Genomic DNA, 12,974 nt, shown 5'->3' on the forward strand with positions numbered 1-12,974 from the left:
CCCAAGTAAAGTGCGTATTATTTTTACTTGGGGTGAATGTTAATTAGTCTTATTTAAAAGAAATATTTAAAACGGACCCTTGCGCCATAACGATTATCGTTACCTCCTCCTTGTTTTTCATCGCGCTCTAATCTAGATAAGTAAGTCCCTAAATAGATATTGAAGTTATCCATATCCATCACATTTGAAATTAAGTATGAGGCATTGACAGTATGTAATTTATATTTACCTTTAGCATAAATTTCACCATCACCTCGATAATTTGTATTAAATGCTTTTATATCATTGGCAGCATAGATGTAACCAAGACCAATACCTTTCCAAATACCATTGATACCCGCGGTAAAATCTTTTTCTTGTTCGGCATCTAAATAGGAGATGCTGCTATTGAGCAGTAATCCCTCAGATGATTTATCAAAATCACCTGCACTATTCCAACTCATCGTTAAGCCATACCCATTACGTTTTGACTGATCATGCCATTTGCCGTTTATATCATGATAACCATAAGCGTTATTAACAACATTACGCTCCATTGCTAGAGCTGCTGATATATCATTATTTCGGTAGGATATGATGGGACGTAAGTAAACGACGTTTTTATCTTTTTGCAACTTATATCCATGATAACGGCTATGATCAAATAAGGAGGTACCATCTTTTACCATCGCATTAACTTGCAAGTTCAAATCCCCCAACTCTTTGGTTAATTCGATTGCACCGCCGTTACTGCTACGCCCTCTACCCTCTTTCATCATATAGATGTAACCAAAACCATCACTATATAAATCGTTGGCAGTATTGCCAGAATATTCTATGAAGGTATCTTGCCCAAGTGGGAACATGTCATAAGCTTCATAGCGACCAATTCGTAGGCGCCAATCATCTTTTTTACCAAAATAGAAACTAGCATCATCTAGGTTAACTTTACCTCCCATGTCAGCAAGCGGTTGCACCGAGAATCCTGCATAGTTCTGATTCGCTAATTCTCTTTTCCCATCCAAGCCGAATAAAATACGGCCATTTATATCCCACTGATCTGTGTCATTAGCATCAAAGTCTTTGTTTGCCGATGTTCTAAGTGAGGTTAACTGCTTTTTTTTGCTTGCAGCATCAATATTAAATTCGACATCGCCATAAAGTTTAAGTGTTCCTTGTTCGGTCTGCCATTCAATGGATGCTAATGCGGATAAAGAATAGAAACAGCAGACTCCAGCTATTATTTTTAATTTCATCGTTATTTCCTTTTAATGTAAATTGATTAAACTTTTTGTTCATCATTAAGATTTTGGTTTCGGGCATCTAATTCAGCTCGAATTGAAGTATAACTGTCATCAAGTTTGTAGAACTTAGCTATCCAAATCATCGAGGCAATAATTAAAATGGCAGGTAAATATAAGTAACAGAGTTTGATTGCAAAAAGCGCACTTGGTACTTGAACTGCATTGGCAACATATCCACCAGATGAGAGTAAAAAACCGGTAATAGCACCAGCACCTGCCATCGCCACTTTGCCAAAGAATCCATTGATTGATGTCAAAATTCCGGCAGTATTAATACCGGTTTTCCATACACCATAATCAACCGGGTCAGCCTGCATTGAAAAATAAATAGCAAGGCGTTGCCCAGCACCGAGTGATAAGATAACCGCGCCGATGATAAGACCAAGATGATTCACGCCCGATAACATCATTATTCCCATACCAATTAAGTTGATAGCGCTTGAAAATAGATAGACATGTCGTTTTTTCATCTGATTGGCTAAGAATGGTACGGTAAGTGTGCCAATTAAGGGGACGAAAGTTGATATTCCCGCAATTATTGCGGTAAGGTTTTCGCTTTGTACGTAATAGTTGAAGAAATAGACTAAGGAGCCAGTTTGTAAAAAGAATGCGCCCCACATAAGAAAGATGTTAGTTGCAAAGATTTTCCATGGGTTGTTGTCTTTTAAACCTTTCCATGCTCTAGTTAAGGTCATTCGCTCTTGTTGTATAGTGATTTTTTCCTCAACATTTTTAAAACTGACTATCAGAAAGAAAGTCGCAATAATCCCAAAAACAATAGCGGTATATAAAAAGCCATGTGTTTGATCACCATTTCCCAATGTCGCAACTAGCGGTAATGTTGCAACTGCAACAATCGTTGAACCTAAGGAACCTAATAAAATTCTTACTGAAGATAAGGTTGTTCTTTCTAATGAATCCGCAGTTAAAAATGGCAACATTGCACTAAATGGTATGTTGACCAAGGTATAGATAAAAGAGAGGCAAAGATAGGTGATAAAGGCATAGATTAGTTTACCTGTCGTTCCAAAATCAGGCACATAGAAAACTAAAATACACAATATGCCAAACGGTATTGCGCCGATTAATAGCCATGGACGACAACGTCCCCAACGTGTGGATGTATTATCGATAACTAAGCCCATTAAGACATCAGCAACACCATCAACCAGCCGGGTAACTAAAAACATTAGACCGACATAATAAGCGGGTAGTGCCATTACGTCCGTATAAAAATACATAAGATATAATGAGATTAATTGCCATACTAAATTACAAGATAAGTCAGCAATCCCATAACCTATGCGTTGCCGCCAAAGAGAAAATAATGAATTGACCATTTTTTTATTCCTTATAAATTTTTAGTTAAAGTTTATTTTGTCGAATAAACCAAGCCGGTGTGCAACTCCAAGCATGACAGTAGCTATTGATGATTTTGCTACCATACGGTGAATAATTAAGGTCGTTTGGATCAAACAATTCCCAAAATGTATCTGCCCCAAATTCGACCATTTTTCCCCAATATGCTTTAATCTCATCAATGGCTTGTTGTTTCATGCCTGTTTTGAACAAGGCTAAGATGTAGTGATGTCGTAAGTAAGGCGTGTTCATGCCGATTTCTGGTGGAGTTGTTATTAATTGGGTTAATAATTTTTGTTGATGAGCTAAATCGCCTACATCAGCTAAAACCATCCAAATTTGTGTGGCGTAACTAATTTGTTTTTGTTCTCCGCTGGTGTAAAAACCGGCTTGCTCGTCCCATAATGTTTGTGCTGCTCTTTTAACCAAATCTAATTTTTGGTTAAGCGCCTGAGTTATATCAGGTTGAAAATGTTGGGAAAGTCGACATGCTTTGTCTAAACAGTAAATTAAAACACCTTGAGAAGCGCCTTGCTTATTGAGTTTTTCGTGCCAATCAATAAATGACCACCAATCATCACTATCTTGAACTAATCCTTGCGCGTCACAACGTTTTAGATTTATTTCAATTTGCTGTAATGCGATCGGCCATAGCTCTTTAACCGTTTGTCGATCATTAGTTTGATTAAAGTAGTCATAAAGGACATCGACAAAAAGAAGTGAGTAATCAAATAAGAACGTATCGTCAGCAATAATGTCAGGTTTAACAAAGACATTAGAGGAAACCAGACCATCTTCCCGACGATGGCTAGCAAAGAGGTATAAGCATCTGCGGACTAAATCGTGCTGTTGAAAAGTGACGTTGTTCACTAGGGCTTGTAAGCGTAAATCGCCTAACCACAGTCTTCTATCTCTTTTCGGACCATCCTCGAATACGTCTTGCATACAATTTCGAAGCGTGTGAATGGAGACTTGATCTATCTTCGTTAATAGCGGATCTGATGATTGATAGCTAAGACAGTGTTCTGGTGCTGAACTGACTGTGTTAAAAGTTATATCTTTAAATAAAATTTGGTATTTAGGCGATAGTGAGACAACATCTATTTTTAAGTATCTAAAGCAGTAGCGTCGAGATAAGTTGATTTTAGAGGGTAAAATATCAATGTATTCATCATGCTGTTGTAACCAGCTTTTGCTAAGCCAACCTTGATATTGACTGAATGGTTCAGCAATTTCACACAGTGTTTCACCAAATGTTAATTTTATATGCGCAGGAGCATCAGGAGGGCTACCAGTGGATTCGCACAAGAAAGAGAGGTAACCAACATTGTGTTGACCAAAATCAATTATAAAACTATCACCTGAATGAAAACTCTGATTGAGATAATCATTTGCATCACTCACTATTTTTGATGACCAATGATGAATAGCACTTGGATCATTGATGAGCGAAATAATCTTTTGGGGTGAGATCTTTTTTTGATAAATCTTTGGTTGTAATTGCTTTGCTTTCAGAATAAATGCATTATCTTTTACCATAACTGCATCAATATTTTTTTGAATTGCTTGTGCCATATTCTTCTCCTATAGAAAACATTTAGGAGTATAGCTATGCAAAACAAAAGCTAGCCACTAAGATACTGCCAGATTGCGTTTATAAATGGCAATATTAAAAAGCTTATACCGAGCAAGTTCACATTTTTAAGATTATTATTTTTTATCTCATGTTTAATTACTTTATTGTATTTATATGACGGATAAAAATTGTCTTTTATTTAGCGGGATACCTTGATAATAAGTTACCGTTGTAAGGATATAATCAATATGTATACTTTAAAAATTGACACTTATTTTAATCATAAATCAGATAAATTAGCGCTTTATAAGAGTGACCCTGAGGACAACGGTTGCGAGCATAATCATGAGTTCGACGAGTTAGTGATTGTTGAGCACGGTCATGGTTTACATGTTATTAATGGTAAGCCATTATTTATTCAACAAGGTGATGTTTTTTTAGTTAGGGGGCATGATTACCATTTTTATGATGATCTCGGAACGCTAAAGCTAACTAATATCCTGATTAATCCCAATCAGAATTTTACTTTTTTGAAGAATATGGAGGAGCTATTAAGGCCTATCTCCGCAAGTGATTTAAGTTCTTATATTTGGTTAGCGCCTAATATTCGTAAAGAGTGTAATTCTGTTATTGATCAGTTATTTAATTTAAATAATTCAATTGAGCATCGTGAGTATCTGTTTTTTAAATTGCTTATTATCATTAAGCAATATCAACGTCAGTCACAACAAAATAATACCCGCTATAAACTCCATCTTTTACTTAACCATCTTCAAGAAAATTGCTTTGATGAATATGATTGGAACAATATAGCACAAACGTTTCATTTAACAACGCGTACGATGTTTAGGCATATTAAACAAGCAACCGGCCTAACTCCTGAAAATTACATCAGACGATTACGGTTAATGTCAGCAAGATTAAAGATTAGAGAAAGTGATATGACTATTACCCAAATATCATTACTTTGTGGTTTTGTTAATAGTACTCATTTTACTACACTGTATAAAAAAACGTTTGGTATCACGCCATCTGAAGAGCGAAAATTTAACTAGATTTTAATATGGTTGGGTTTTAAATAACGATTAAGGATTTAAGTACTTGTGACAGTTTACACTGTCACAAGCATTAACTTAATTATTCAACGGATATTTGAGCCATGGGCTTTCTTCGGAAGTGGTACTTTGAGTGTAGATATCAAATAGACCAGAAAGCGATGCATCATCAGGCTGGTACACAGCACGACCTAGCATATAACTTTGACCAAATTCTTTCCAATTGGCAAAATTTTCTTTAACCGTTGGTAAAACTGAGTTAATCGATTGCCATGCTTGATCTTTGCTAATATAGCCCGCTATATAGCTTGCTCTGGCAATATAAACTAGGCGTCCTAAATCCCATGCAATTGAACCTCGTAGTAAAATTTGACGCAATTCGTCTTGGTCTTCAGCGACTTTGTTTTCAATCAGCATTGAAGATACTTGATCTAATCTTGAGCAATAGATTGTAATAATATCACGGTAATCTTCTGGAACTTGGTCATCAATACAACTTTGCCACTGCTCTTTAGGTACGTTTAGATAAATTTCAATCGCTATATCAATGAGTTTGTGAGTTGATCCAAAAGAGGATAAACATTCAGTAGCACTTTCCGGAGAAGTAACATCCCAAGCTGAACTTAAGCGATATCGCTGTTCTTTTTTACCAGAGTTTCGTGCATCACTTTCTAAGCTATCCCAACAAAACATATGCTGCTCAGCAATAATAAGTCCAGCTGATAATGCATTTTGCTGGTCAACTGTCAGTTGTTCAGTTTTTTGAGAATTTTGGGGAAAAGATTTGTGTTTTAAAGTTTTAATGAGAATCGTAATCACTCTATTGTATCGTACAAGTAGTGACACTAAAAGAATCAAAATTACAATTAATATTTCCATATGAACATCTTCTTTTTGACATAAATCAATTTAAATAAGCTGTGAGATAATAATACATAACACCTGCTAACAAGATAAATTTTTAGAAAAGTTTTGTAAAAAATTAAGCTGTTTCGTTGTTATATTGATAATTTTTTGAATGAAGTGGTTTTAAAAATGTGAAGCTTCGCACATTTTTAATAAAAATTCCTGTATAGCTATAATTTATTGCCAAAATATTATATTAGCTGTCCAAATTTTAAAGGTGAGATTTCGATTTACTTTTTAGAATGTGGTTGTAGATTTTTATAAGGAGTGAGGTTCAAAATGATTGAGATGTTACTTGATAAAGATTTTTTTTCGTCTAGCGATCAAAATATCACCGTTGAGCCTCGGGCGCCTCAACCCGTCTACCCTGAACATACGCATAATTTTAATGAAATTGTTATTGTGACAAGTGGATATGGAAAACATATTTTAAATGGGCGACTATTTGATTTATATCCAGGTATGATGTTTTATATTAAGGCTTCGGACTGCCATTTGTATGAGAACGTTAATAATCTACATTTGACCAATATTTTATTTAGAGATCCTGAGAATTTTCATTTTATTAATGGGATAAATCAGTTAATTCCAAATCCTGATCCGATTCATTCTCATTACTTTTTTGATAAAAAATCTGATGAAAATATTCAATCGATTATTAAGCAATTGACGCAAAATCAATCAAGTGCTGTACAGGAAAGTTTATTTTTACAATTACTACTTATTTTTAATAAGAATTTTTATGTCAATGAAGGTTCTGGATCATCTGATAATCGCGTTAAGCAGTTGTTGCGTTGGTTACAGATCAATTTTAAGGAGCAAATTGATTGGGAACAGTTAACGGCACAATTTTCATTGTCATTGCGCTCTTTTCATAGGAAGATGAAAAATGAGATTGGCATCACGCCTCAAAAATATTTAATAAAGTTGCGGTTAGCTAATGCTTATACTCAGTTAATTTATAGCAATAAATCTATTACAACCATTGCGCAAGAATGTGGTTTTAATGATAGTGCTTATTTTTCTACCTGTTTTAAACAAGAATTTACGTTTTCGCCACAAGCATTACGTAATAACCCAGATAAAGGTTATCATTAGTTGTTTTACTAGTAAGTCAGGAACAGTTTATGGAAAGATGTTTGCGTTTATATAAACAAGATTATTTTATTTCAAAGATGAATACTGTTACTGTCGAAAAACGTGATCATCAACACCCTTTTCCTTTACATGATCACGATTTTTATGAAATTGTGATTGTTTGTTCAGGTAATGGTTTGCATTATTGGAATGATTATATTTATCCAATTACCAGTGGTGATATTTTATACATTAATCCCAAAGATGTGCATGGTTATGAGTCAGTTAATGATCTAAAATTGGATAATATTTTATATTTGAGAGAGTCACTTTTTTTATTATCGACTATCGAGTCTTATTTACCTAAAGTGACAGCCAAACATAATGAGCGTTCTTGGCGAGTTCAACCTTCATACCTTAAACTTTTATCTCCTCTTATCGAAAAATTAGCTATCGAATCAAAGAAAAATAATTTAGCCTCCGTACATTTATCTGAGGCACTTTTTCTGCAATTAGTTATTTTGTTAGACCGGATAAAACAAGCACCAAAGGTAACGGAGCCGACTGCTACTCATCAGTTGGATTTATTGTTTACCGCGCTCCATAACAGTATTGCAACACCATTTAATGTTGATGTTTTTTGCAAGGAAAATCATATTGCAAGCCGTTCACTTAGTCGTTTATTTAAAAGCCAAACAGGGATGACCATTAGTGGTTATTTACAAAAAAGGCGATTATGTGATGCCATGTCTTTACTTCGTAATACTAATTATTCGATTAGTATGATTGCTGCTGAGTGTGGTTACGATGATAGTAACTATTTTTCATCAGTGTTTAAAAAGCAAACTAATCAAACGCCTTCAGAGTACCGGGCTAAATTTAATGATAAGAAGTGCTAGGTGAAGGTAGATTAAATATATATTCAATTTACTCTCTTTTAGGCTTTAAAAGAGAGTAATGTTTTATTCTAAATAAAAGACTTCTGCTAATGATTCACTAATTGGGCTGTTGTCTGGGTTGCTTGGCATGATATCTTTCATAAACGCCCACCATTTTTGACAAGCTGCTGTTTTAGCTACTGCATCCCATCGCTCTTCTGATTCGATTTCAACATAAGCAAAAAGTAGACTTCTTTTGCTGTCTAAAAATATTGAGTAATTGTGAGCGCCATGGGCTTTTAGTTCTTTTACCAGCTCGGGAAAGATTTCGTCATGCCGTTTTTTATATTCAGCATGTTTGTCAGGATGGACCTGCATTATGCTTGCTTTTCTTATCATAATAGCTCCTTTTTAATGAATTAGGTTAAATTTGCATTTAACCTATTTCATTATCACGTGTACATTCAATTTTTATTGGTAAATAGAATGATATAATTGCTCAATTTCTTTTACGTTAGTATCACGCGGATTGCCTCCGGTACAAACATCATCAAAAGCAGCTTGAGCTAACGCAGGGATATCCTCAAGTTTTACGCCAATATCTTTTAATGTAGGAGGGATACCAACATCTATGTTAAGTTGTTTAACAGCATCGACAGCAGCTTTTCTTGCTTGTTCGATCGTCATTTGTTCTGTTTTAGCCACTCCCATCGCTTTAGCAATATCACGATATTTTTCACCAGTAAATTCAGCATTGTAAGCCATGATATGAGGTAAAAGTACCGCATTAGCTACACCGTGAGGAGTTCCATAAAATGCTCCAAGTGGGTGAGCCATTCCGTGAACTAAACCTAATCCCACATTTGAAAAGCCCATGCCAGCAATATATTGGCCTAATGCCATGTCTTGAGAACCTTTTGCAATCCCTTTTACTGAGTCACGTAATGAACGAGATATGACTTCTATTGCTTTAAGATGGAACATGTCTGATAGTTCCCAAGCGCCTTTGGTTATATAACCTTCAATGGCGTGAGTTAAGGCATCAACACCTGTTGCTGCTTTTAAACTCGCTGGCATACTTGTCATCATATCGGAATCTATGATTGCGACAACTGGAATATCGTGAGGGTCAACGCAGACAAATTTACGTTTTTTCTCTTCATCGGTAATGACGTAGTTAATGGTCACTTCAGCTGCTGTACCTGCTGTTGTAGGAATAGCGATTGTGGGTACTGCTGGTTTTTTCGTTGGCGCTACCCCTTCAAGACTACGAACATCAGAAAATTCTGGATTGTTGATAATAATACCGATCGCTTTTGCGGTATCTTGTGGTGAGCCACCACCAATTGCAATTAGATAGTCGGCACCAGATTGTTTGAAGACTTCAACCCCTTTTTGAACAATACCAATCGTTGGATTTGGCATGACTTCATCAAATATTTGATAAGCAAAGCCATTGTCATCTAATAGTTTTGTTACTTTAGTTGCTACTTGGAATTTAATTAAATCTTTGTCAGTAACGACTAATGCTTTTTTAAAACCCCGTTTTTTTACTTCATCTACGATGTGGCTGATTGAACCAGCGCCAAAGTAAGACGTTTCATTTAGAATCATTCTATAAGCCATAATGTTTTCCTTTTAATTCGTCATGCCTAAACCAACAATGTTCGCTGCAACAATGATAACTAAGCAGCCAATACAAAGTATTCGTACTGGTTTTTTGCCAGTACCAAACCACTCTTTTAGTGCTAATCCAACAATACCACCACAAAGTACATAGAAACTCATATGTAACATCCAACTCATGAAACCATATTCAGTTGGAATATTTGCATGACCCCAAGCATAGAAGAAGAATTGGAAATACCACATTGCGCCACCTAAAATGGCAAATAGTATGTTGCTAATAAGTAGGGATTTGGCAACTGAGATATCTTTTTTAAATGAAAGTTCTTTTTTAGCGCAGAGTCGACTAATACAGAAACCTAGATTAATAATTGCACCACCACCCATAATAATGACATAGCTTGGGAGAGCTACGTATAGATGGTCTACGCCAAGTTCGGCAGCTTTTTCGTGCATTGGTACTGCTGCACTCATGGCAAATGACATACCAGCAGAGAAGATACCACACATGATGGCAAGAAGAAGTCCTTTCTTTAAATTAAAATCTTCAACTTGTACTCCGAGTGTTTTTTCTTTCAATAAACCCGCATAAGTTACGATAGCGACACCAATAACCGCAACAACGACACCTAATAATGTCATTTTTCCGCCAGTTGAAGCCAATAATTCACCAAATTTACCTTGTAGTATTGGCGTCATTAGCGTACCAACGATTAAGGTTATGCCAATCGCAATACCTATACCCATCGACATGCCTAAATAACGCATTGTTAATCCGTAACCAATGTTACCTACTCCCCACATGGCGCCAAATAAGAAAACTGGAATTAATATATCTGAACTAAACGATCCGTAATAAGACCAAAAGTCAGGCAATAAGAAGTAACTAATTGACCATGGCAATATGATCCATGAAAATAGTCCGGCTATTGACCACATGGTTTCCCATGACCAATTTTTTACTTTTTTAAGTGGTGCGTAAAAACACGCAGCAGAAGCGGCACCAACAAAGTGCCAAAATATGCCTAAAATAATTGAACTACCCATATATTTATCCTTATATTTTTGAAATATAATTTGATATTTTTATTAGTAGCTTTTACTGTTTTAATGCTTCTTCCATTGGGTTCACATCAAAACGCTCAGCTAATAATCTGAACTCTTCCGTGGATATGGTTTGACGTTTTCCTCCCATTGATAGGACTTTTACAAGAACTTCTGCTGATTTTTCAGCTGTATCAATCAAGCCGAAAGCTTCATCTAACGTTGGTCCTGTTCCAAATACACCATGGAAAGCCCATAACACTAAACTATGTTTTGCCATCTGTTTTGCAGTGGCATAACCAATTTCGTCTTTTCCTGGAACCATCCAAGGAACGACACCAACACCATCTGGAAATACAACTAAACATTCGGTACTCATTTCCCACAACAATCGCGTTATTACCGCAGTATCAAGTTCTAGGACATAAGTTAATGCAATTAAATTGGTCGCATGACAGTGCATGATCACGCGGTCTTTTCCTTGGCTTTGTTCGATTCTTACAATATGTGATTGCAGATGAGCAGCGAGTTCAGAAGTCGGTAATCCACCATTTATTAATCCCCACATGATGTAATAACCCTTGCCTTGTTCATCAATTTTGACAATGGCTAACGTATCAGCAGGATCTAAAATGACATTGCGGAAAAACTTACCTGATCCTGTGACAATAAAGTACTGGTTAGCAAGTTTAGTCACATCTTGTGTTAACGATACGTGACGGGGATTTTTATAAAAGTCACTTTGAAAAGAGACCACATCACTTTCAAGTAATCTTAAGCTAACATTACCACCATTACGCTCATCCCATCCTTTTAACCACATATCGTAAGTGGCTTTGATCATCCCTTTTACAAACCAAGAAGAAAGAATCTGTTGCATTTTGTTTTCCTTATGATCGTTTAGTTAAAACTGTTGTTTCATATTGACGAACTTCATCTAACCATCGGCTACCAACTGGGACGTCATTCAATAAACAGTACTGATCCCAAACTGCTTGCCAAGGTAATGATTTTTGTTCTTCGAGTAATGCTAGTCGTGAAGTAAAGTCACGATCGTGTTCATATTTTTTTAATTGTTCGGTAGGTTCTAATAGTGCTTTTAACAAGCATTTTTTCATGTTGCGAGTGCCAATTACCCAAGCGGCAATACGGTTTATAGAGGCATCAAAGAAATCTAAACCAATATGTACGCGGTCAAATAGTTTGTTTCGAATGATTTCGCTCGCGATATTTTGAGTTTCATCATCAAAGAGCACTACGTGATCACTATCCCAACGCACTGGACGGCTAACATGTAGTAAGAGATGTTCAACAAAAGGCATTACGGCAGAAATTTTGTCTGAAATGACTTCAGTTGGATGGAAATGTCCAGCATCTAAACATAGTGCAGTTTTACGTGATGTAGCATAAGCGAGATAGAATTCATTTGATCCAGCAGTATAAGATTCAAGACCAATACCGAACAATTTACTTTCGACTGCATCAATGTGATATTTTTGATCAATCTTTTCTCGAATAATTTCATCCAATGATTCAACTAAATGTTGTCTTGGTGCAAATTTATCGACAGTAATGTCTTTCATTCCATCTGGTAGCCAGATATTCATGACTGATGGTGTACCTAATTCTTTACCAAAATATTCTGATACTTTACGACAAGCTTTTCCGTGATCTATCCAGAATTGACGAATTTCTGGATTAACATGAGTAAGAGTGCCTTCGTTACTCAAAGGGTGTGAAAAATATGTTGGATTGAAATCTAGACCAATCTGATGTTTTTTAGCCCATTTGACCCAATTGGCAAAGTGTTCTGGTTTGACTTCATTACGATCGACTTTTTGATCTGATTCTAAATAAGAAGCATGTAGATTTAATCGTTTTGGTCCTGGTATAAGGCTAAAAGCTTTATCTAAATCTGATCTTAATTCATCTGCATTACGAGCTTTACCCGGATAATTACCTGTCGCTTGTATACCACCAGTCAATTCACCTTCTTGCTTTTCAAAACCAGCAACATCATCGCCTTGCCAGCAATGTACAGAAATCGGTAATTTTGCCATTGCTGCTATAGCAGCATCTGTATCCACACCGATTTCAGCAAATCTTGCTTTAGCGATCTGATAGGCATTTTCAATTGCGCTCATGAAATACTCCTTAATAAATATAAAAT

At 35.9% G+C, this 12,974-nt stretch carries 12 protein-coding genes; 3 read left to right on the forward strand and 9 right to left on the reverse strand.

What is annotated here, in order from left to right; all coding sequences use genetic code 11:
* Window positions 1-53: 53 nt before the first annotated feature.
* Genes J3U09_RS02465 through J3U09_RS02475 form a run of 3 tightly spaced genes read right to left on the reverse strand, consistent with a single transcriptional unit; the run spans window position 54 to window position 4,217 of the window.
* A complete protein-coding gene (locus J3U09_RS02465; protein ID WP_065562541.1) occupies window positions 54-1,235 on the reverse strand; it encodes a carbohydrate porin in 1,182 nt (393 codons plus the stop codon).
* A 26-nt stretch (window positions 1,236-1,261) separates the two neighbouring features.
* Window positions 1,262-2,623 carry an MFS transporter gene (locus J3U09_RS02470; RefSeq protein WP_065562542.1) on the reverse strand — a complete coding sequence of 454 codons (1,362 nt, stop codon included), beginning with the start codon at window positions 2,621-2,623 and terminating at the stop codon, window positions 1,262-1,264.
* A gap of 25 nt (window positions 2,624-2,648) precedes the next feature.
* The gene (locus J3U09_RS02475; RefSeq protein ID WP_267357000.1) at window positions 2,649-4,217 is read right to left on the reverse strand and encodes a hypothetical protein; all 1,569 of its coding nucleotides are present in this window, start codon (window positions 4,215-4,217) and stop codon (window positions 2,649-2,651) included.
* A 249-nt stretch (window positions 4,218-4,466) separates the two neighbouring features.
* On the opposite strand from J3U09_RS02475, the gene J3U09_RS02480 reads away from it, so the two are divergent.
* Window positions 4,467-5,273: a helix-turn-helix domain-containing protein gene (locus J3U09_RS02480; RefSeq protein ID WP_267357001.1), complete on the forward strand. Its 807-nt coding sequence runs from the start codon at window positions 4,467-4,469 to the stop codon at window positions 5,271-5,273.
* A 78-nt stretch (window positions 5,274-5,351) separates the two neighbouring features.
* Here the strand turns inward: J3U09_RS02480 and J3U09_RS02485 are convergent, their stop codons facing one another.
* Complete coding sequence (locus J3U09_RS02485) at window positions 5,352-6,152, reverse strand: DUF1266 domain-containing protein (RefSeq protein ID WP_267357002.1); 801 nt, start codon at window positions 6,150-6,152, stop codon at window positions 5,352-5,354.
* A 306-nt stretch (window positions 6,153-6,458) separates the two neighbouring features.
* Here J3U09_RS02485 and rhaS point away from each other — a divergent pair, with 306 nt between their 5' ends.
* Window positions 6,459-7,277: an HTH-type transcriptional activator RhaS gene (gene rhaS, locus J3U09_RS02490; RefSeq protein WP_081303373.1), complete on the forward strand. Its 819-nt coding sequence runs from the start codon at window positions 6,459-6,461 to the stop codon at window positions 7,275-7,277.
* 29 nt (window positions 7,278-7,306) lie between these two features.
* Window positions 7,307-8,155, forward strand: coding sequence for a helix-turn-helix domain-containing protein (locus tag J3U09_RS02495; RefSeq protein ID WP_267357003.1), 849 nt, complete (start codon window positions 7,307-7,309; stop codon window positions 8,153-8,155).
* A 63-nt stretch (window positions 8,156-8,218) separates the two neighbouring features.
* Here J3U09_RS02495 and rhaM read toward each other — a convergent pair whose 3' ends face one another.
* From rhaM to J3U09_RS02520, 5 genes are all read right to left on the reverse strand, one after another.
* Complete coding sequence (rhaM, locus tag J3U09_RS02500; RefSeq protein WP_267331362.1) at window positions 8,219-8,533, reverse strand: L-rhamnose mutarotase; 315 nt, start codon at window positions 8,531-8,533, stop codon at window positions 8,219-8,221.
* 72 nt (window positions 8,534-8,605) lie between these two features.
* Window positions 8,606-9,760, reverse strand: coding sequence for a lactaldehyde reductase (gene fucO / locus J3U09_RS02505; protein WP_267357004.1), 1,155 nt, complete (start codon window positions 9,758-9,760; stop codon window positions 8,606-8,608).
* A gap of 12 nt (window positions 9,761-9,772) precedes the next feature.
* Entirely contained in the window at window positions 9,773-10,807 is a 1,035-nt protein-coding gene (gene rhaT / locus J3U09_RS02510) for an L-rhamnose/proton symporter RhaT (protein ID WP_065562549.1), read from the reverse strand.
* Window positions 10,808-10,859: 52 nt separating this feature from the next.
* Entirely contained in the window at window positions 10,860-11,684 is an 825-nt protein-coding gene (gene rhaD / locus J3U09_RS02515; RefSeq protein WP_065562550.1) for a rhamnulose-1-phosphate aldolase, read from the reverse strand.
* 10 nt (window positions 11,685-11,694) lie between these two features.
* Window positions 11,695-12,948, reverse strand: a complete 1,254-nt coding sequence (locus tag J3U09_RS02520) for an L-rhamnose isomerase (RefSeq protein ID WP_065734588.1) — start codon at window positions 12,946-12,948, stop codon at window positions 11,695-11,697.
* Window positions 12,949-12,974: the final 26 nt, after the last annotated feature.

The organism is Gilliamella sp. B2889 (genome assembly GCF_026536885.1).
In the GTDB taxonomy this organism is placed as follows: domain Bacteria; phylum Pseudomonadota; class Gammaproteobacteria; order Enterobacterales; family Orbaceae; genus Gilliamella; species Gilliamella apicola_E.

Bases quoted from the DNA above. Each gene is read 5' to 3' on its own strand.
- J3U09_RS02465 (WP_065562541.1), bottom strand. From the start codon at position 1,235: ATGAAATTAAAAATAATAGCTGGAGTCTGCTGTTTCTATTCTTTATCC.
- J3U09_RS02470 (WP_065562542.1), bottom strand. From the start codon at position 2,623: ATGGTCAATTCATTATTTTCTCTTTGGCGGCAACGCATAGGTTATGGG.
- J3U09_RS02475 (WP_267357000.1), bottom strand. From the start codon at position 4,217: ATGGCACAAGCAATTCAAAAAAATATTGATGCAGTTATGGTAAAAGAT.
- J3U09_RS02480 (WP_267357001.1), top strand. From the start codon at position 4,467: ATGTATACTTTAAAAATTGACACTTATTTTAATCATAAATCAGATAAA.
- J3U09_RS02485 (WP_267357002.1), bottom strand. From the start codon at position 6,152: ATGGAAATATTAATTGTAATTTTGATTCTTTTAGTGTCACTACTTGTA.
- rhaS (WP_081303373.1), top strand. From the start codon at position 6,459: ATGATTGAGATGTTACTTGATAAAGATTTTTTTTCGTCTAGCGATCAA.
- J3U09_RS02495 (WP_267357003.1), top strand. From the start codon at position 7,307: ATGGAAAGATGTTTGCGTTTATATAAACAAGATTATTTTATTTCAAAG.
- rhaM (WP_267331362.1), bottom strand. From the start codon at position 8,533: ATGATAAGAAAAGCAAGCATAATGCAGGTCCATCCTGACAAACATGCT.
- fucO (WP_267357004.1), bottom strand. From the start codon at position 9,760: ATGGCTTATAGAATGATTCTAAATGAAACGTCTTACTTTGGCGCTGGT.
- rhaT (WP_065562549.1), bottom strand. From the start codon at position 10,807: ATGGGTAGTTCAATTATTTTAGGCATATTTTGGCACTTTGTTGGTGCC.
- rhaD (WP_065562550.1), bottom strand. From the start codon at position 11,684: ATGCAACAGATTCTTTCTTCTTGGTTTGTAAAAGGGATGATCAAAGCC.
- J3U09_RS02520 (WP_065734588.1), bottom strand. From the start codon at position 12,948: ATGAGCGCAATTGAAAATGCCTATCAGATCGCTAAAGCAAGATTTGCT.